Origin of the sequence: Streptomyces lacaronensis (genome assembly GCF_047337785.1) — a bacterium.
GTDB classification, from domain to species: Bacteria; Actinomycetota; Actinomycetes; order Streptomycetales; family Streptomycetaceae; genus Streptomyces; species Streptomyces lycopersici.
In genome coordinates this window covers 5,522,130-5,540,757 of record NZ_JBLHDK010000003.1, presented here as the reverse complement: position 1 = coordinate 5,540,757, position 18,628 = coordinate 5,522,130, and the positions used below count along the sequence as shown (strand labels likewise).

Sequence of the window (18,628 nt, the reverse complement as noted above, 5' to 3'; positions counted from 1 at the left end):
TGACGCGTTTTCGCGCAACATCGATTTGCTCTGGACGTCCGCTCGCCAACGGTGCTCAATGGTGTGACCGCCGGAGATCGGGGCGGAACGCCGTGTATGTCGTGTCCATGGCGTTTCTTTGGCGTGCCGTATGGCTGAATTGGAGACAGAGGATGGCGACGTTGCCGTCGTGGCAGGACGGGAAGTTCGGAGGCAAGATCCGCGCGGCCTTGTGGCTGGAGACGGAGGTGGGGGAAGGCAATATCTTCACGAAGGCGCAGTTGCGGCAGGCTTTCCCGGACGTAGCACAGATTGACCGGCGGCTGCGGGACCTCCGCGATCACGGCTGGCGGATCGACACGAGCCGCGACGACCCTGCCTTGAAGCAGGAGGAGCAGCGGTACGTCAGCAAGGGAGCGGAAGTCTGGATTCCGGGGCAGTCGAAGATTGCCAAGCACAAGAACAGCCTCACGGCAACGCAGCGCATCAAGGTGTGGCAGGAGGACAACTTCCTCTGCCGTACGTGTGGCATCGGCATGGGTGAGTCGTACGGCGACGGCATTGAGCTGTCGAAGTTGAATGTGGCTCGCCGAAACGTGCTGTTGCCGGACGGGACAGTAGAAGTCCAGATGGTTACCGAGTGCAAGCGTTGTGGTAACGGTTCTGGGGAACGTCAGGCGGACCTTGGCGAGGTCCTGAGTACGGTCCAGGCTCTGGCCCCGCTTGAGCGCAAGGTCTTCGCGGGCTGGATCGAGGCTGATCGTCGGACGCTTAGTCCGCTTGAGAAGTTGTGGGGGGTCTTCCGGACGCTGCCGGCGGAATCACGTGAGGCCGTCAAGCAGGCTGTGGACGGCGAGAGCAACTAAGAAGGGGAGGGAAGCAGTGCTGCGAGAGTTCGGGGCGCCGCCCCGCGCGGCGGAGTTCAGTGAGCTGATCAAGAAGAGGCTGGAGGAGGTCAGGAACGCAGGGGGTACCCGCGAGACGGTCACCGTCGACTGGAACGGGCAGCCGCTGCACGTGGAGGTCGTTGACCTCCCGCTTGCCGGGCTGTACTTCAACCCAGGCACCCATCGAATCCGGGCCCAACGCAGTCACGATGCCGCACGGGACGAGGCGCTAGACAAGGACCCGTGGAGTGGCGAGAGCCAGGAATACTTGAAGTTTCTGCTTCAGTCGGAGCCGGCTAACCCGAGTCGCAGGGACCCGGACTTTGACAAGCTGATGGACAGCCTGAAGCAGTTCGGCCAGAACGACCCTGGCCTGATTACCCACCAGGGAATCCTGGTGAACGGAAACACACGCGCTGCCGCGCTCCGGAAGATCGGTGCCCAGTCGATGCGGGTAGGAGTTCTGCCGGAATCGTTCACTTGGGCAGACATCAACGCGATTGAGCTCTCGCTGCAGTTGCGCAAGGACCACCGCCGTGAATACTCCTACATCAACCGCCTGCTGGCTATGGAGGAACAGGCTGCGCTGGGGCGGACTCCGGAAGCCATCGCCAAGGAATTCCGGATCAAGGCATCTACGTATCACCAGGAGCGCTGGATCCTCAGCACCATCCAGGACATGATCGAGCGTAGCCGCAGTGGCGGCGGGGTAGCCCTGCGTCTCGTGGACTTCGAGGATCACCAGGAGAAGCTGAAGGAGCTTCACCGCGCCTACGAGAAGCTTGCTGCTAGCGACCCGGACCAGGCCGAAGCGCTCAAGGAAGTGCGGATGGCCGCGATCATGCTCGGATTCGCCAAGACCGATGTGCGTCTTGTCGAGGAGGGATTCCAGGATCGGTACCTCGGTCCTAAGCTGCCGGCGAGCCTGAGCTCAGTAGCCGTCGAAGAGGAGGCGGTGGCTGTTCCGGGGCTAGGCGTCTCGGTTCCGGGCGCGTCGGTGACTGTCTCGGCAGCCCGTGCACTCAATGACCACGTACTGCGGGCCAAGGCAGCCGCGCTGAGCACCGATCCTCAGGTGCCTGACAGTGAGAAGAGCAACGCACAAGTTGTCTTCGATGACGCCCAAAAGGCCTTCGACGCAGCGATCGACGCCGCGGGCCGCGACGCCCGGCTCCGCAAGCGCAAGCAGATGGCGCCGGCACGTCTCGCTGATGCCTGTGCCGATATCGATCTGTGCGTGGTGGATCTCGTCCAGGCTCGTGCCTCGCGCTCCCTTGACGAGGAGGCCTTCGACGAGGCTGTGTTGAAACTGCGCGAGAGCCTCCGCAAGCTGGCCCAGCAGGCAGGTCGCGGTATGCCGCACCCCGGCGACGGCGTCTCCTGGCTCATCGATGCCGCGGCCGCGGAGGCCTCCTGATGGCGGAGGCCTCGGCCGGGACTTCCTTGCACCTTGGGTTTGATGAGACGCGGACCAAGGTTGTGCTGAGGACTACCGAGCAGTACAGGCAGGATCTTGTCCAGCTGGCCGCCCGTTTCCGTACGGGCGGCCAGCTTGGCCCGTTGACCGCCTCGGTGGAACTCGACGATCTTCTGGGGAAGCTGAACGCGATAAGCACCTGGCCCCACCCCGTTGGCGTGGAATGGGCCCCGGACCTCCAGTCGCTGGTGGTGGGGATCCTTCAGGACGCGGAGACGGTCAAGAAGCGGCTTGACAGCCGTGACCACGTCGGCGAAGTCGATCCTGACGATGTTCTCGGCCTCCTCGGCGCTGAGTGGGACGCTGAGCTGGGCGAGTTCCAGCGGCGGGACATCGCCAAGCTGCTGTCCCTTCAGCACGGGGCCAACTTCAGCGTTCCAGGTGCCGGCAAGACACGCGTGGCTCTGGCGGTCTACGCCGCGCAGAAGGCCCAGGGGAAGGTGAGCCGCGTCCTGGTGGTCTGCCCCAAGTCCGCTTATGAATCCTGGCAGTACGAGACTGCTGTGTGCTTCCGCCATCCGCTCCGCACGCACGTCCTCGACCGGTCTCTTGACCAGTGGGCGGAGGTGCTGATCGTCAACTACGAACGGCTGGACCGTTCGCTCTCGACTCTTGCGGGATGGCTGAAGTCAGCCCCCGCAATGATCATCCTTGACGAGGCCCACCGGATGAAGCTCGGATCACGGGGCACCTATGGAGCAGCCTGCATGGCGCTGGGTCCTCTCTCACAGAGGCGACTGATCCTTACGGGTACCCCCGCTCCCAATGGATCCAAGGACCTGGAGAACCTGCTGGGTTTTGTCTGGCCGGGCCACGGTCAGCGCTCCGTATCGAACGCGGTGGCCGGCGGAGACCTCGCCTACGCCAGCACGGTGCTGCGGCCGCTGTTCACTCGGACGACCAAGCAGGAGCTTGGGCTGCCGCCGATGGAACTGCGGATGAGGTATGTGGACTTGCCTGAACTCCACAGCGAGATCTATAGCTCGCTGGTCGGGGGCATAGCCGCGGGGGACGCTCGCGAGGACCTCAGCTCCCTCGGCAAGACCGCGCTGAGGCTGCTGATGGCGGCGACGAGTCCGGCCCTGCTCCTTGAGGGCGCTACCCGTTACGAGCCTCTGGCTTACCAGCTGCCGCCTCTGGAGATCCCGGAGGGCAGTTCCCTGTACACGCTCATGCAGAACCTCCCGGACTACGAGCTCTCACCCAAGTACAAGGAAGCCTTGGCGATTGTCGCGGAGAACGCCGAGCGTGGCCGGAAGACCCTGGTCTGGACGACGTTCGTTCGGAGTCTCACCACATTGGCGCAACTCCTGGAGAAGTACAGCCCTGCGGTTGTCTACGGCGGGACTCCCGACCGTGATGAACAGCTCCGCCGCTTCCGCGAGGATCCGGGGTGTCAGGTGCTGATCTCCAACCCGGCAACGCTGGGCGAGGGCATCAGCCTTCACCATGTGTGCCACGACGCCGTATACGTGGACCGTGACTTCATCGCAGGACGGTTCCTGCAGAGCCTTGACCGTATCCACCGCCTCGGCCTTGCTCCCGGCACCGACACCAAGGTCACTGTGCTCGCGGTGCGGAACACGATTGACGAGGTGGTCGAGGCACGGCTCAATCTGAAGTTGGAGTTTATGGGCAAGATCTTGGATGATCCATCGGTGCAGCAACTCTCTGACCTGCAGGAAGAACCTTCGGTTGCGGCAGGACTCGCGCCCAGCGACGTGGAGGCCCTGATCCGCCATATCGGTAGAAGCGGAACTGTTCGGCAGTAGACGGATGCTGTGGGCCGCCTGATCCGTTAGCGTCTACGCTGTCCCCTGGTAACGTAGCAACTTTGCGTGTCTCAGCCAGGAGGACCGTCCATGGGCGCCAGCCCCCCACGCAGTCCGCAGGACAGCCTGCCTCTCACCTCAGTCGAAATCTGCGCGGGAGCTGGTGGCCAGGCCGTTGGGCTGCACAAGGCTGGCTTTGAGCACCGGGCTCTCGTCGAGTGGGATTCGCATGCGGTGGAGACCCTCAAGGCCAACGTGAAAAACTGGCCTTGGTGGGACTCAGGAAGAGCTGAGGAGCTCAAGTCTCAGGACGTCAACGATTTCCTCAAATCTGATCAGTACAAGGGTCTCGAACTTGGGGAAGAGGGCCTTGCTCTCCTTGCCGGCGGCGTTCCGTGCCCCCCGTTTTCGCTAGCCGGGAAACGCCTTGGTGAAGACGATGAGCGTGATCTTTTCCCGGCGATGCTCAAAATTGTCAAGGAGCTTCGACCGAAAGCGGTAATGATTGAAAACGTGCGTGGAATCCTGGAGCCTCCGCATGTTTTCATTGACTATCGCAGGCGAATTTTGACTGAGCTGGGAAGTCTGGGATATCTCGTTCCCGAGGTTGATCCGGATTGGCCTATTGAGCGGCAAGAAGAGGCCATGAATTCCGTCTGGCGGCTTCTCGAGGCTCGTGACTTTGGTGTTCCTCAACTGCGGCCTCGGGCTATCCTGGTGGTCATTCATGAAAATGTCCCGAATGGTGGAGATTTTGTCTGGCCGAAGAGGGTAAAAGGTGATGTTGCCTCGGTCAGAAAAATTCTCCATGACAGTATGCTTCAGCGTTGTAAAGAATTCTGGAACAAGAATTACCAAGGTGAGCGTGCCCGGGGTAAGCAGCGTACGGGGCGTCAGGTTTTCAACACTTGGCTGGAGTTGGCTGAGAAGGCCGAGGCGAATTCCACTGAGGGTATCGCACCGACGCTCGTGGGAGGATCCAGGAAGCATGGCGGCGCGGACCTGGGGCCCACTAGGGCTAAGCGAGCGTGGGCAGCCATGGGTGTTGATGCCACAGGAGTGGCCAATGACCTTGAGGACTGTGATCCTGAGCGTGACTTGTTCCGCCCGGCTGGCCCGATGCTGACTGTCCAACAAGCTGCGATGCTTCAGGGATTCCCGGAGGACTGGCAGTTCCGGGGGGGGAAGACGGCGCGGTATAGGCAGGTCGGGAATGCTTTCCCGCCGCCCGTCGCGGAAGCTGTCGGCCGTGCCATTGCAGCCGTATTGCGGCCGGAGGAGCGTGAGACGTTGCTCAACGGCTATGTGATGGAAGACGCGGAGGAATCCGCTGGTCAAGACTCCGTTTCTTACCAGGTGGAGGCATTCCCCATCTCAGCCCTTACCGTTAGTGCCCATCGCCCGGCGGGCGATGACTGTAGCGGCGATCTTGTCGGCGCACGTCTCTGAAGGTTCATGTTCCCAGAACCGGAGAACGAGCCACCCCGCCTCGGTGAGGTTCTTGTCGGTGTCGCGGTCACGCGCCATGTTGCGCGCGACCTTCTCTGACCAGTAGCCGGAATTGGTCTTCGGGGAAACATAGTGTTCGGGGCAGCCGTGCCAGTAGCAGCCGTCGATGAACACGGCGACTCGTACTGGGCGGAAGACGATGTCTGCCGTCCGACGCAGGTCGGTTAGCGGGCGCGCGGCCACGCGGTATCTGAATCCTTGAGCATGGAGCAGCTGGCGAATGACACGTTCAGGCTTGGTGTCCCGTGCCTTGATCGCCTGCATGTTCCGGCGCCGTGCTGCGGAGGAAGCCCACGAACCCGGCGGCGGCACCCATTGCTCAGAGTCGGACATGAAACCAGCTTCGCAGAGGCCACGTGGCCGATGCGAGTGCGGGTGGTGCGTGCATGCATGGCGTGCAAGGGCTGTGCCTCTCCCTACCGAGACAGTAGGGAGAGGCACAGCACAGCTATGTGTGGGGACTCAGCGCAGGGCGCTGAGCTTTTGCCAGGAGGGGTAGGGGAGGTTCCAGTCGCCGAAGCCGTTGCCGGTGGAGACCGTGGCGCGGGTGGAGCCGGTGATTTGGACGATGTCGCCTCGGGTGGCGCGGTTGTAGAACCACTTGCCGTCGGTCAGGGACATGCCGACGCAGCCGTGGCTCTGGTTGCTCTGGCCGAAGTAGCCGAGGCCCTCGTTCCAGGGGGCGGCGTGGGCGTAGGTGCCCGAGGTGGTGAGGTGGACGGCCCAGGGGACGTCCTTGTTGTAGGGATCGGCTATGCCGACGGACTCGCTGGTCATGTTGACCATGGGGGCCTTGTCGAGGACGACCATGGTGCCGTTCCAGGTGGGGTAGGAGGGCTGGCCGGCGGATATGGGGATGGTCTTCTGCTTCTGGCCGTCCTCGTAGACGGTCATCGTATGGTTCTTGATGTCGACCTTGGAGATCCGGGGCGTGCCGATGGTGAAGGTGGTTGAGACATCGCGGCGGAGGTAGCGGGAATCGCCGGTGTTCACGCCGCTGAGGTGGGCTCGGAGGGTGACCTTGGTGCCCTTGTGCCAGTAGGTCTTGGGGCGCCAGTCGACGCGCTCGATGCCGGTGAGGGGGTCCTTGACCCAGCCCCAGGAGCCTTCGGCCTTCGGGCTGGTGGAGATGGAGAGGCTGCGTTCCACCGCTGCCTTGTCGGTAACGGGATGGTCGAAGGCCAGGGAGACCGGCTGGCCAACGCCGACGGTGGAGCTCTTGGATGGGGTGACCGTGACGCCGTTGATCTGCTGGGCGGCGCGGGTGCGGAAGGTGGAGTGCTGGACGGCGGTCTTGCCGACGGCGTTGGTGGCCGTGGCCTCGACGGTGTACGTCGTGCCCGGGGTCATGGTGCGGTTGGAGCGCCAGCTGGTCTTGGAGTGGGAGAGGGCGCCGGTCACCGTGACGGCCTGGGAGCCGGCGCCGTCGGGGGCGATGCGAACCTTGGTGAGGGTGCCGTGGGAGGCCGTCACCTTGACCGGGGCGTCGGGGGCTATCGCCGCCGAGTCGCTGCCAGGAGTGATGGTGATCCGTGCGGGCTTGGCGTCGGCCGGGTCCACCGAGGCGGATTTCGACGCCGACTGGCATCCGGCGAGCAGGGCGACGGCGATGGCGGGCACCGTGAGGGTGCGCAGGGAGCGTACGGAGAGCACAGAGGACCTCTTGCCGGAGTCGGGGTGAGGGGCGGTGGTGGGTGGGGAGGAGCGGGTCAGCAACGCCTCTTCACCTCCTCGGGGTTGGCCCGGTACGGGCCGGGGGATGCGGTGGCGGCGGGATCGAGGCGCCACAGCGAGACCGATATGCAGTAGGCGGAGGGGCCGTCGGTGTAGTCGCCGGACGGGCTGCCGATGCCTCCGGCCTGCAAGACCCCGACCCGGGTGCCCGAGCGCATCAGGACGACCTGGGCGTCATGCGGTGCGCGGGGCGAGTGCCAGCCGTAGGTCATGGTGGTCGGCTCGTCGGCCGCGAGCTTGGGTGACGAGCTGGTGCCCAGCGCCTTGGGACGGGCGCATCGGTCTTTCAGCGTCTCCTCGAGGGAGGCGAAGACCTTCGCGGCCTCGCCGTCGCTCGCATAGGCGTTGATGGTGTGACGCGCCTGCTCCGCCTCGCGGCCCTGGTAGTCGCGGGTGCGCTGGGCGAGGGGGCGGGGACCGTCGAGGCGACAGCTGGGGGACAGGTCGAGCAGCGGTGCCCGGCCGTTGTCGGTGAGGTTGATGGTGGAGTCGGCCGTCTTCCAGCGCATCATCGCGTCGAACGGCAGCGCCGAGGGGTGAAGGAGGGCGCTCGCGGGGATCGGCGCCCCCGGGACGCGGTCCGTTCGCGGTGCGGGCGGGGCCGCCGGGAGCGTACGGGTGGAGCCGTCGCCCGGCAGCAGCCGCCAGGACCCCGCGGTCACGGCGGCGACCGCCAGGACGGCCGCAACGGCGATCGCGGTGCGCTGCCGGGTGCGGCGCCGACGACCCCGCGCACGCACGGCTTCCGGGCCCGCCAGACGTATGGAGGGCTCGACATCGCGGGCGATATCGCGCAGGCGCTCGTCCAGATCAGCCATGGGAGGGCACCTCCTTGGGGTGGCAGACGGGCGGATGGGGAGCCGGTGCTGGTGTCGGTTTCGGTGCCTCGGTGTCCGCATCGGCTTCGGGGTCGGCGAGATGGGAGCCGAGGGCCTTGCGGGCACGGCTCAGCCGGGTGCGCACGGCTCCGGGGGAGACACCCGTCTCCCGGGCCACCTGCTCAATGGGCAGATCGAGAAGGTGGTGCAGGACCACGGCCGTACGCTGCTCGGGCTTCAGCCCGCGCAGGGCATGGAGCAGCGCCACCCGGTCCGGGGCGAGATCGGGGAGATCGGGGGGCGGGCCATGGCGGAAGTGGGCCCGCATGCGGTTACGGGCGCGGCGCCAGGAGCTGACGGCGAGGCGCAGGGCGACGGTTCGCACCCATGGCGTGGGATCACCCTCGGCGGTCAGCCGGTCCCAGCGCTGCCAGGCCCGGGCATACGCCTCCTGCACCGCGTCCTCGGCCTCGGCGAGGTCGCCCGTCGCCGCGTAGACCGCGGCCACGAGCCGCTTCGCCGTAACCGTATAGAACTGGTCGAAATCGGATGGTGTGGATGAAGGTGATGGTCCTGACATGAATCCCCCGCGCCCCCGCGTGTTCCCCGCTTCTATGTAGGAACACGTCCGAAAGAGGCGGGAGGTTACAGACGACTTTCGGGGCCGCCGGATCCGTACGGCACGGGGGAGGTGTGGGGCGTCGCCGAGTTCGCGGGCGGGAGCGGGCTCCACGGTAGCTGCGCGGTCTGCGATGGCCGTGGGGTCTGCGGTGGTTGCGGGGTCTGCGATTGCCGTGGGGTCTGCGGTGGTTGCTGGTTCTGCGGTGGTTGCGGTGTTCGCGGGGGCTGCGGGCCGTGCGGGGGAGGGGCGGGCGCGCCCCACGGTGCGTAGGTCGGGTGGGGCCCGTACCGCGCCTGGGCGCCGGAGCCGGGGTCGTGGCCGGACCCGGGGCCCGGCCCGAGCCCGGGGCTCCCCTGGCCGGTGCCGGATCCGGGGCTGCCATAGCCGTAGCCGGACGCGGGGCTGCCATAGCCGTAGCCCTGACCGCTTCCGTAGCCGTATGCGTACCCGCCGCCGTATGGCCCCGCGGGCCAGAACGGTGCGGGCATCGTGCCCGGGGCCGGCCGGGGTACGCGGCGGGGCCGGGGGAGCGGCACCGACAGTGCCGCGTGGGCCAGGGCGGGCTGGGCCGTCTCCCGCCGCTCCCACAGCCGGTCCAGCAGTTCCTTCTCGCGCGTGGTGAAGTCCGGCCCCGCCGTACCCCGGTACGCGCGCCGCCGCAGCAGGGCCAGCGAGGTCGCGAAGGCGGTGTACTCGCCGACCGTACGGGCCGCCGCCGCGCCGTGGGTGCGGCGGGCGAGGTCGCGGGCGATCCCGCGGGCGCGCATCGAGGACAGCGCGAGCGGTTCGGGCGGGGTGAGCCAGCCGGCCGTCTGGTAGGCGGTGAGCTGCTCCCGTATCGCGCGCAGTTCCCTGGTGCGGGACCAGATCGTCAGCCAGGCCAGCAACCCGAACACGGGGACCATGAACAGGGCGTAGACGATGAGGAAGCCGTAACCGCCAAGCGTCGCCGAGCCGTTCCAGACGCCGTGCAGGACCATCGCCGTCAGCAGCATCGCGATCGGTATGAGAACGCGGCGGACGCGCTGGTGCCGCGCCGCCGCGGCGGCTATGCCGAAACCCACACCCGTCATCGACGTGAACAGCGGGTGCGCGAAGGGGGACATCACGGCGCGGATGAAGAAGGTCGCGGCCGTGGTCGACCGGATGCCGGAGTAGCCGAGCGTCTGGTCGCTGACGAAGGCCGAGCCGAGATAGAGGATGTTCTCGGTGAAGGCGAAACCGGTGGCGGTGATTCCGGCGACGACGACCCCGTCGACCAGCCCGTTGAAGTCACGGCGGCGGAAGAGGAAGAGCAGCAGGACGGCGGCCGCCTTGGCGCTCTCCTCCACGAACGGCGCGATGAAGGTGGCGCCCCAGGCGTCGGCGTCGGCCTGGCCGGTCGGGGACGAGGAGTCCACGGTCGTCATGAGCCACTCGGTGGCGAAGCCGTTGGCTATCAGCGCGACCAGCGTCGCCGCGCACGCCCCCCAGGCGAAGGCGAACAAAAGGTTTCGCCACGGCTTGGGGTCCACGCGGTCCAGCCACCGGAAGACCGCGATGATCAGCGGCACGGGGAGGACGGCGAGGCCGAGCCCCACCAGGAAGCCCTTGGTGCCCGTCTGCTCGCGCACCAGCGCCAGGATGATCAGGCCGGAGAGCGAGAGCAGACCGGTGAGCGCGGTGGCCCGGAGCGCCTTGTTGTGCCAGACGCGGGCGAGGCGGCCGCCCGGCCCCCACAGCCGCTGGCGGGGCGGTTGCGGCCAGCCCGCCGGTGCGGCGCCGGTGTGGAACCACGGGTGCTGGTCACCGTACGGAGAGCCGTAGGGCGTGCCGTACGGGGCGCCGGTGTGCGGCGCTGACTGTGCCGCTTCGTACGGCGCGTCCCCGTGTGGGGCGTCGTCCTGTGGTGTCCCGTGTACGGCGTCGTCCTTCGGTGTCCCGTGCGGCACGCCGTGTGGTGCCTCGTGCGGCACGCCGTGTGGTGCCTCGTGCCGCGCTCCTTGCGGCGCCTCGTACGGCGGCGTGGCCGGTCGTGGTTCGGGCGGCTCTTGCGGGGGCGGGGACTGATGCACTCAACCGACCCTAACGAAAGGGGGAGGGGGACTCAGGGGTTATGCCCATCCCCTTGGGGTCGTTATGTGTCGTTGCGGCGGAAGATCAGGTCATGGACGAGGTGTCCCTTGTCCAGCCCCTGGCCCTCGAACTTGGTGAGCGGCCGGAAGTCCGGGCGTGGGGTGTAGCCGCCGTCGGCCTGGGAGTTGTCGAAGCCGGGGCTCGCGGAGAGCACCTCCAGCATCTGCTCCGCATACGGCTCCCAGTCGGTCGCGCAGTGCAGCAGCGCACCGGGCTTCAGCCGGGTGGCGGCGAGCTCGATGAACTCGGGCTGGATGAGGCGGCGCTTGTGGTGCCGCTTCTTGGGCCAGGGGTCGGGGAAGAAGACCCGCAGCCCGGAGAGCGAGGCGGGGGCCAGCATCTCGCGGAGCAGGATGATCGCGTCGCCGTTGGCGACCCGGACGTTGTCCAGGCCGTTCCGCTCCGCGAGCGCGAGCAGATTGCCCTGGCCGGGGGTGTGGACGTCGGCGGCGAGGATGCCCGTGCCGGGGTCGGCGGCGGCCATCTGCGCGGTGGCCTCCCCCATACCGAAGCCGATCTCCAGGACGATGGGGAGGTCCGGGCGCGGGCCCGCCTCTGTGGCGAACAACTCACCGAGGTCGATACGGCTCAGCCCGTCGATGTCCAGGCCCCACTGCGGCCACAGGCGGCGCAGCGCCTCGCCCTGGCCCGGGGTCACCCGGCCGCGGCGGGGTCGGAAGGAGCGGATGCGGCGCTCGTGGTGCGAGCCCGCCGGGTCGGCCGCGGGGCCGCCGGGGAACATCGGCTCGCTGCGGTCACGGGGGGCGGGCAGAGCGCGCTCCACGTGGGAATCGGGGGCGGTGGGCTTCTCGGACACAGTGCTTCGATTCTACGGGCGGGGTGGAGGTGGAGGCGGGGGCGTGGAGGCTCGGCCGTGCCCACCCGGTGGGGGTCGGTGGCCGGGTCCTGCCTGGGTCCTGCCTGGGTCCTGCCCGTGCCTCGGCGGCTGGGTTCGGCCCGTACGGCGGCGTGGCTTGGCTCCTCCGTACGGCGGCGGTGCTTGGCCCACCGTACGGTGGCGCTCACTGGCCCGCACGGGCCAGGCCCGCAGTCCCTGGCCCGTGCCTTGGCAACGGCCCCCGGCCGTACAGTCGTGGCAGGTCCTCGGCCGTACGGCGGCGGTGGGCCCCGGCCGTACGGCGGCGGTGGGCCCCCGGCCGTACGGCGGCGGTGGGCCCCCGGCCGGCTGGGTCCCGGCCCTACCCCCTCAACCCCACCCGTCCCGTCACCCCGTCCGCAGGGTGTCCAGCACTCGGCGGGCGACCTCGCGGCCGATCGGCAGGGAGGCCGTGGCCGCGGGCGACGGGGCGTTGAGCACATGGACGATCCGGGGTGACTGCGAGATGAGGAAGTCGTCCACCAGCGTGCCGTCCGGCAGCACCGCCTGTGCGCGCACGCCCGCCGGGGCCGCTATCAGGTCGTCGGCCGTCACATCCGGCAGCAGGCGGCGCACGGCGTCGGTGAAGGCGCGCTTGGACAGGGAACGCCGCAGCTCACCCGCCCCGTACCGCCAGTGGCGGCGGGCGATCCGCCAGGAGCCGGGATACACCAGCGTGCCGGCCAGCTCCTGCGGGCGCACCGTATGCCAGGCGTACCCCTCGCGGGCGAGAGCCGGCACCGCGTTGGGCCCGATGTGGACGCCGCCGTCGATGCCGCGGGTCAGATGGACGCCGAGGAATGGGAACGCCGGGTCGGGCACCGGGTACACCAGACCGTTCACCAGCGAGGCGCGGGAGGGCGCCAGCTCGTAGTACTCACCGCGGAAGGGCACGATCCGCATGCCCGGATCGTCGCCCGCCAGCCGGGCGACGCGGTCGCAGTGCAGCCCCGCGCAGTTGACCAGGGCCCGCGCGCGCAGCACCGTGCCGTCCGCCGTGCGCACGGCGACCGCGGAGGGGCGTCGGCCTATGGTGCGCACCTGCGCCCCGTACCGCACCGAGGCGCCCGCGTCCTGGGCCAGCCTGGCCAGCCGGGCCGCTACCGCGCCGAAATCGCAGACGCCCGTCGTGCCGACATGGATCGCGGCGAGGCCACGCACCCATGGTTCGTACTCCGCGATCTGGGCGGGGCCCAGCTCGCGCACCGGAATGCCGTTCTCCCTGCCGCGCTGGACGAGGCCGTGGAGCCTCGGCAGCTCGGAGCGCTCCGTGGCGACGATGAGCTTGCCGGTGACCTCGTGCGGGATGCCGTGCTCGGCGCAGAACTTCACCATCTCCGCGGCGCCACGCACCGCGAACCGCGCCTTGAGCGACCCCGGCCGGTAGTAGATACCGCTGTGGATCACGCCACTGTTCCGCCCGGTCTGGTGGCGGGCCGGGCCCGCTTCCTTCTCGAGCACGGTCACGCGGGTGCCGGGCGCGGCGCGCGTGATCGCATACGCCGTCGACATGCCGACGATCCCGCCCCCGATCACCAGTACGTCGCAGTCCAACGCCGTCACGCCATGTCACCTCCCCACGCGCCACACCGTCCAGTCGCCCGACCGTCGATCCCTATCATGACCTGCGCCACTGACAACGTCCCGAAACCCATGTGAGGACTAGGGCCCGGGCTAGGTCGACCGGTCATGTGGATCGATTCATGCCGAATCGGCCGTTCCGGGCGACACGCCTCTGAATCGCTTATTCCGGGCCGCTCTCGCCTCGCCGCTCATCCCGGCCGTTCACCACTCATCGCGGTCGCTCGCATCCGCTCCCGTGCCGCTCGCGTCCGCTCCCGTGTCGCCCGCATCGGATCCCGTGCCGCTCGCCCCCGCTCCCATATCGCTCGCCTCCGCCCCCATGCCGCTCACGCCGGCGTCACCAGCAGCGGCCGGGCCTGCTCGCGCAGCTCGGCGACGCGCGGCTCGTCGCGGTACGCCTCGAGGCGTCGCATCAGGTCGCGCACATACTCCGTGGTGCGCGCGGACGAGATCCGGTTCGCGACCTCCACGGCACGGGCGCCCGCCGCACAGGCCGCGTCCAGATTGCCGGACTCCAGTTCGGCGACGGCGGACACCACGAGCCGCAGCCCGTGCGACCGTACGAACTCCTCCGTCGGCCGGGCCAGCGCCTGCTCGGTGAAGCGCCGCACCTGGCGCGGCAGCCGGAGATCGCGATAGCACTCGGCGGCGTCGGCCGCGAACCGCTCATGGCTGTAGAAGTCGAGCCAGGACGGATCGGGGTCGCCCGCCCGCGAGCGCTCCAGCCAGCCTTCCGAGGACTTCAGGGCCGCCCCGCAGGCGGGCCCGTCCCCGGACTTGGCCTGGGCGCGCGCCTCCACGAGCCGGAAGAAGCTCATGGTGCGGGCCGTGGCCAGGCCGCGGTTGCGCTCCAGGGCGGCCTGGGCCAGGTCCACGCCCTCGTCGGCGAAGCCCCGGTAGGTGGCCTGGAGGCTCATCGACGCCAGCACATAGCCGCCCAGGGGGACGTCGGCCGCGGCGCGGGCGAGGCGCAGCGCCTGGATGTAGTACCGCTGTGCGGCCTCCTGTTGGCCGGTGTCGAAGGCCATCCACCCGGCGAGCCGGGTCAGTTCGGCGGTGGCGCCGAAGAGGGAGCGGCCGACCTCGTCGCTGTACGAGCCGAGCAGCAGGGGCGCCGCGTCCACCCGGAGGCACTCGGGAACCATGGAGGAACGCCAGTCGCCGCCGCCGTACTTGGAGTCCCAGCGGCGCGCGTCCTCGGCGGCCTCGCGCAGCTTGGTGACGTCACTGTGGCCGACGCGCTGCGGCGGTATGGCGTCCGGCGCCGCCGCGCCCGTGGTGCTCGCGGCGGTGGTTCCGTCCTCGGCGTCCTTGGGTTCGCGGGCCACGGAACTGTCGGCGGGGGATATGAGCCAGCGTGAGGCCGGGGTGGCGTACGCGCTCACTGAGAAAGATCCGGCCAGGCTCTGCCAGATGCCGACGCCACCGCGCCGACCCGCGAGATCCAGCCGGTAGAGCTCGGTCGCGGAGCGGACGGCCTGGCCGATGTCGCGCGGGAAGGCAAGTCCGACCTCGGGGGCCGGATCGGCATCGGCCAGGCCGATTTCGTGGAGGGGGACGGGGCGGCCGAGTTTGCTCCCGATCGCAGCCGCAATGAGGTGTGGCGCGGCGCCTTGGGGCACCATGCCCTTGGACACCCAGCGCGCGACGGAGGTCTTGTCGTAGCGAAGTGTCAGGCCACGCTGGGCGCCGAGGTCGTTGACTCTGCGCGCGAGCCCGGCATTGCTGATCCCAGCGAGGGCGAGAACGGTGCCGAGCTTTTCGTTCGGCCCGCGTGGCTCCCTGGACATGCGCACCCCTCGACAGCACCGACGGCCGCCCCGGCATAAGCGCGGGGCGTTCGTAAACCCAGCGTAGTTCGCCGCATCCCGACCGTTAAGAGGTGGTGTCCCGGATGGCGAGATTCTTGTACGAACGGGCGTGCGGGGCGTGACGTGTGCTCCCGGTGTGTGTGGCTGTGCGCCCGTGTGTGCGCTCTGTCTCAGTCGCGGCGGGGACGTTTCGATGGGTCCTGCGTGGGTCGGCCCGCTGTACTGGATCCAGTGGGCTGGGGGACGCCGCCGCCTCATTCCCCGCGGGTGGCGGAACGGTCCGGGAGGCGAATGCCGCCTCCCGGACTGTCGTGTCGGGAGGCGCGAGAGGCGGAAGTCAAGTCCTTACAGGTCGTCCGCAAGACCAACGAGAGCGCCACGGCAACTTGGCTGAATATCGCCCCTCACGGCCGGGCTCCCGCGTCGGGCCGGGGAGGGGGAGGTCCGACGCGGGAAGCCCTCTTCCGCGTAGATCGCGCCCGGATTCGGCACGGATTCCGCCCAGTTCTCCCCCGGAGCGGTGAGCCACCTAGCACATCCCGCGGATGTCGCCGCGCGTGGTGGCCGTCGTGGCACGGAGCGGTAAGGCCCCCCTTTGGTCTGCGGATTGGCGCTCGGGCGGCGCTCTTTCCGTGCGCCCCTTCGTGCGCCTTTTGTGCGCCGTTCCGCACACTCATCGATGCCCTTGCGCTCTTGCGCGCCCCAATCGTGGCAGCATGGGCCATGGCGGAACGGTGGGTCGCTACCGGCGGTGGTTCCCTCGGCGGGCTCCTTATGGATGCCTTCGTGAGAGGCGCCACCCCCTGGGATCAACTCTGCGATTCCTGCGGTCATCTGTGGTCACAGGACATCCAGGAGATCCATGTTGTTGTCCGGTTCGATGCCGAAACCGTCAACATGCTGTGCATGATGGCACCTACTTCTTGGTTGCCCTGGATGCCCACAGCCTGTGGAGGCGGCGATGCGGTGGTTGGTGGGGTGGAGCAGTACCGCATCTGGCCCGGTCTCCTCGGAGGGACGAGCGATCCAGCCGGTCGGTGCCCAACTCCTGTGGTCCGACCCCGATCCGCTGTGGGCGGTCGGCGACTGGCGCCCCGATGAAGTACGCGTCGTCCAGACCGACCCCTTCACCCGCCTCGCCGTCTTCGGCTGCTGCGGCGCCTCCGACGCGGAGCTGCGGGTGGGGCTGTTCGCCGCCCGCGGCGGCGCCCTGCGCCATCTGACCGCCTGGCCCGGCAGCTACACGGCCGTGGCCCAGGTCGGCCGCCGCGTCACCATCGTCGGCGACCTCGCGGGCGCCCGGCCCGTCTTCCACACCGACTGGGGCGGCGGTACCGCCTACGCCACGGCCGCGCTCCCGCTCGCCGACCTCATCGAGGCCCAGCTCGACGTGGGCCACCTCGGCGCGCTGCTCGCCTGCCCCGACTCCCCGGAGGCCATGGGCGACGGCACGCCCTATATGGGCGTCAGACGCGTCCCCCCGGGCCATGCGCTGATCCTGCGCGACGGCGCCCGCGACATCACCGGCTACGAGCCCACCGCGTCCCTCGCCGTCGCCGCGCCCCCACTCGACCAGGACAAGGCCGTGGACGCGGTCCGGGACGCCCTCGTGGAGGCCGTACGGGCCCGGCTCACCGCCCCGCGCCACGCCCCCGAGACCGATGACCTCGACCCCGGCCCGGTACCCGGGATGGGGCCCGCCGAGCGGCGGGCCGCCCGCGGCGCCCCGGCCCCCGGCATCGGCGCCGATCTGTCCGGAGGCAGCGCCTCCGCCACGCTCGCCCTGCTCGCCGCCGGTCTCCCCGGAATGCCCGGCACCCTCTTCGGGCACGGCACCGAGGCGGGCGAGCGGCTCCTGGCCGTCACCTTCAACGACCTCGCCACGGCGGGCGGTGCCCGCACCCGCGAGGCCGAACTCGAACGGGCCGGAGCCATCGCCGCCAACCCACGACTGCACCATGTGGTCGTCGCCGCCGGCGAGGACGCCCTGCCGTACGCGGGCCTCGACACCGGCGCCCTTACCGACGAGCCCGGCCCCTCCCTCGTCATCGCCGAACGCCACCGGCGCCGGCTCGCCGCGGGCAGCGCCGACCACTTCATCGGGCACGGCGCCCGCCAGGTGCTCGACGCCCACCCCGCGCGCCTCGCGGACCTGCTGCTCGACCGCCGCAGACGACATCTGCTGCGCCCCGCAACGGCGCTCGCCAAGGCCGACGGCCCCTCCACGCAGTCCTTCTTCGTGCCATTCACGGTCTACCGGGCCGCCCGGCGGCTGGCCCGCACCTCCTACCGCGACGGCGTCCAGGAGGCCGCCGCGCGCCTTATGGAGCACCGCTTCATCGACGAACAGGCGCTACACGGCCCCGGCGCCGTATCCGCCTCTCTCGCCGCCCTGACGTGGTGCCGCCCCGGGCCCGCCGCCCGATGGCTCACCGGGGAGACGCTCGCCGAGGTGTCCGTCCGGCTGGAGGAGGCGGCCGTGCGCCCCGTGCTGCTGCGCCGCCCCGGGGAGCGCCGCGCCGACGCCGCCCTCGCCCGCTACGCGGCGGACCACCGCGTCTTCGAGCAGGCCGCCGAGATCCGCAGCCAGCGCCTGCACGCGCCCTTCCTCGACAACCAGGTCGTACGGGCCTGCCGCGCGCTCCCCGAGGCGCTTCGGGTGCAACCGGGGGCGCGCGCCGCCGTGCTGCGGTCGGTCCTCGCCGGAGCGGGCATCCGGGAACTTCCCCCCGGCTGGGGAGCCACCTCCCACGCCGCACACACCGCCGCCGTACGGACCGGCATGCGCACCTGGACGGGCGAGCTGATGACCCTCTTCGACGCGCCGCTGCTGGCCGACGCGGGCCTGATCGAGGCCCGTGTCGTCCGTAAGGCGCTGCGCGCCGCCGCACAGGGGGAGCGGCTGCCCCTGGACGGCCTGGCCGAGCTCGTCTCCACCGAAGTCTGGCTGCGGCGCCTGCTGGCCCGCCGCGGCACCTGCTGGACGGGCACGGCGGCGCCACGCCAGCGGGCGGTGGCGGGCGGAGTGGTGCCGCGGCCGAGCCTGTGACGGCTTCCGCACCGAGGCGGCACGAGGCCGCCTTGTGACATCTCGCCCCGGGGAGTCCTACGGGACATGGCCCCTGACGCCCAGGGAGCCGAGGTGCTTGCCCTCAGCGCTCAGGGAGGGGGTGCCCCAGCGCTCAGGGAGCGGGGGCGTTGGCCCCGCGTGCTCAGGGAGCCAGGGTGCTTGCCGGGCGCGCTCAGGGAGCCAGGGTGCTTGCCGGGCGCGCTCAGGGAGCCAGAGTGCTTGCCGGGTGCCGGAATTCGGCGTTCTCACGGGAACGAGAGGCCGGCGTTCCTACGGGTGGTGGGAAGCCGGTGTCCTTACGGCGGGCGAAAACGAATGGACCCCTCCGCCGCCGCTCCGCACCATCTCCCCAGCGGCAATCCGCGACCTAGGA

At 69.3% G+C, this 18,628-nt stretch carries 13 protein-coding genes; 5 read left to right on the top strand and 8 right to left on the bottom strand.

Translation table 11 applies throughout. The features are described from left to right. Nucleotides 1–152: 152 nt before the first annotated feature. The 4 genes from ACMTAK_RS23755 (at nucleotide 153) to ACMTAK_RS23740 (ending at nucleotide 5,564) form a co-directional block, all read left to right on the top strand. Nucleotides 153–845 carry a hypothetical protein gene (locus ACMTAK_RS23755; RefSeq protein WP_413808063.1) on the top strand — a complete coding sequence of 231 codons (693 nt, stop codon included), beginning with the start codon at nucleotides 153–155 and terminating at the stop codon, nucleotides 843–845. 16 nt (nucleotides 846–861) lie between these two features. Then, a complete protein-coding gene (locus tag ACMTAK_RS23750) occupies nucleotides 862–2,283 on the top strand; it encodes a ParB N-terminal domain-containing protein (RefSeq protein ID WP_413808062.1) in 1,422 nt (473 codons plus the stop codon). Then, the gene (locus ACMTAK_RS23745) at nucleotides 2,283–4,115 is read left to right on the top strand and encodes a DEAD/DEAH box helicase (RefSeq protein WP_413808061.1); all 1,833 of its coding nucleotides are present in this window, start codon (nucleotides 2,283–2,285) and stop codon (nucleotides 4,113–4,115) included. The genes ACMTAK_RS23750 and ACMTAK_RS23745 overlap by 1 nt, the downstream gene beginning before the upstream one ends. Nucleotides 4,116–4,205: 90 nt before the next feature. Beyond that, nucleotides 4,206–5,564 carry a DNA cytosine methyltransferase gene (locus ACMTAK_RS23740; RefSeq protein ID WP_413808060.1) on the top strand — a complete coding sequence of 453 codons (1,359 nt, stop codon included), beginning with the start codon at nucleotides 4,206–4,208 and terminating at the stop codon, nucleotides 5,562–5,564. Here the strand turns inward: ACMTAK_RS23740 and ACMTAK_RS23735 are convergent. From ACMTAK_RS23735 to ACMTAK_RS23700, 8 genes are all read right to left on the bottom strand, one after another. Further along, nucleotides 5,490–5,957, bottom strand: coding sequence for a very short patch repair endonuclease (locus tag ACMTAK_RS23735; RefSeq protein ID WP_413808059.1), 468 nt, complete (start codon nucleotides 5,955–5,957; stop codon nucleotides 5,490–5,492). The genes ACMTAK_RS23740 and ACMTAK_RS23735 overlap by 75 nt on opposite strands. A 129-nt stretch (nucleotides 5,958–6,086) precedes the next feature. Beyond that, complete coding sequence (locus ACMTAK_RS23730; RefSeq protein WP_413808058.1) at nucleotides 6,087–7,340, bottom strand: L,D-transpeptidase; 1,254 nt, start codon at nucleotides 7,338–7,340, stop codon at nucleotides 6,087–6,089. Beyond that, a complete protein-coding gene (locus ACMTAK_RS23725; protein ID WP_413808057.1) occupies nucleotides 7,334–8,176 on the bottom strand; it encodes a hypothetical protein in 843 nt (280 codons plus the stop codon). The genes ACMTAK_RS23730 and ACMTAK_RS23725 overlap by 7 nt, the downstream gene beginning before the upstream one ends. Further along, entirely contained in the window at nucleotides 8,169–8,756 is a 588-nt protein-coding gene (locus ACMTAK_RS23720; protein WP_413808056.1) for a SigE family RNA polymerase sigma factor, read from the bottom strand. Before ACMTAK_RS23720 ends, ACMTAK_RS23725 begins: the two co-directional genes overlap by 8 nt. A gap of 65 nt (nucleotides 8,757–8,821) precedes the next feature. Then, nucleotides 8,822–10,852: a PrsW family glutamic-type intramembrane protease gene (locus ACMTAK_RS23715; RefSeq protein ID WP_413808055.1), complete on the bottom strand. Its 2,031-nt coding sequence runs from the start codon at nucleotides 10,850–10,852 to the stop codon at nucleotides 8,822–8,824. A gap of 62 nt (nucleotides 10,853–10,914) precedes the next feature. Next, entirely contained in the window at nucleotides 10,915–11,655 is a 741-nt protein-coding gene (trmB, locus tag ACMTAK_RS23710) for a tRNA (guanosine(46)-N7)-methyltransferase TrmB (protein WP_413812973.1), read from the bottom strand. Between the two features lie 483 nt (nucleotides 11,656–12,138). Beyond that, a complete protein-coding gene (lhgO, locus tag ACMTAK_RS23705; RefSeq protein WP_413808054.1) occupies nucleotides 12,139–13,353 on the bottom strand; it encodes an L-2-hydroxyglutarate oxidase in 1,215 nt (404 codons plus the stop codon). Between the two features lie 347 nt (nucleotides 13,354–13,700). Next, nucleotides 13,701–15,164: an MFS transporter gene (locus tag ACMTAK_RS23700; RefSeq protein ID WP_413808053.1), complete on the bottom strand. Its 1,464-nt coding sequence runs from the start codon at nucleotides 15,162–15,164 to the stop codon at nucleotides 13,701–13,703. A 982-nt stretch (nucleotides 15,165–16,146) separates the two neighbouring features. On the opposite strand from ACMTAK_RS23700, the gene ACMTAK_RS23695 reads away from it, so the two are divergent. Next, a complete protein-coding gene (locus ACMTAK_RS23695) occupies nucleotides 16,147–18,234 on the top strand; it encodes an asparagine synthase-related protein (protein WP_413808052.1) in 2,088 nt (695 codons plus the stop codon). The last annotated feature ends 394 nt before the right edge of the window (nucleotides 18,235–18,628 follow it).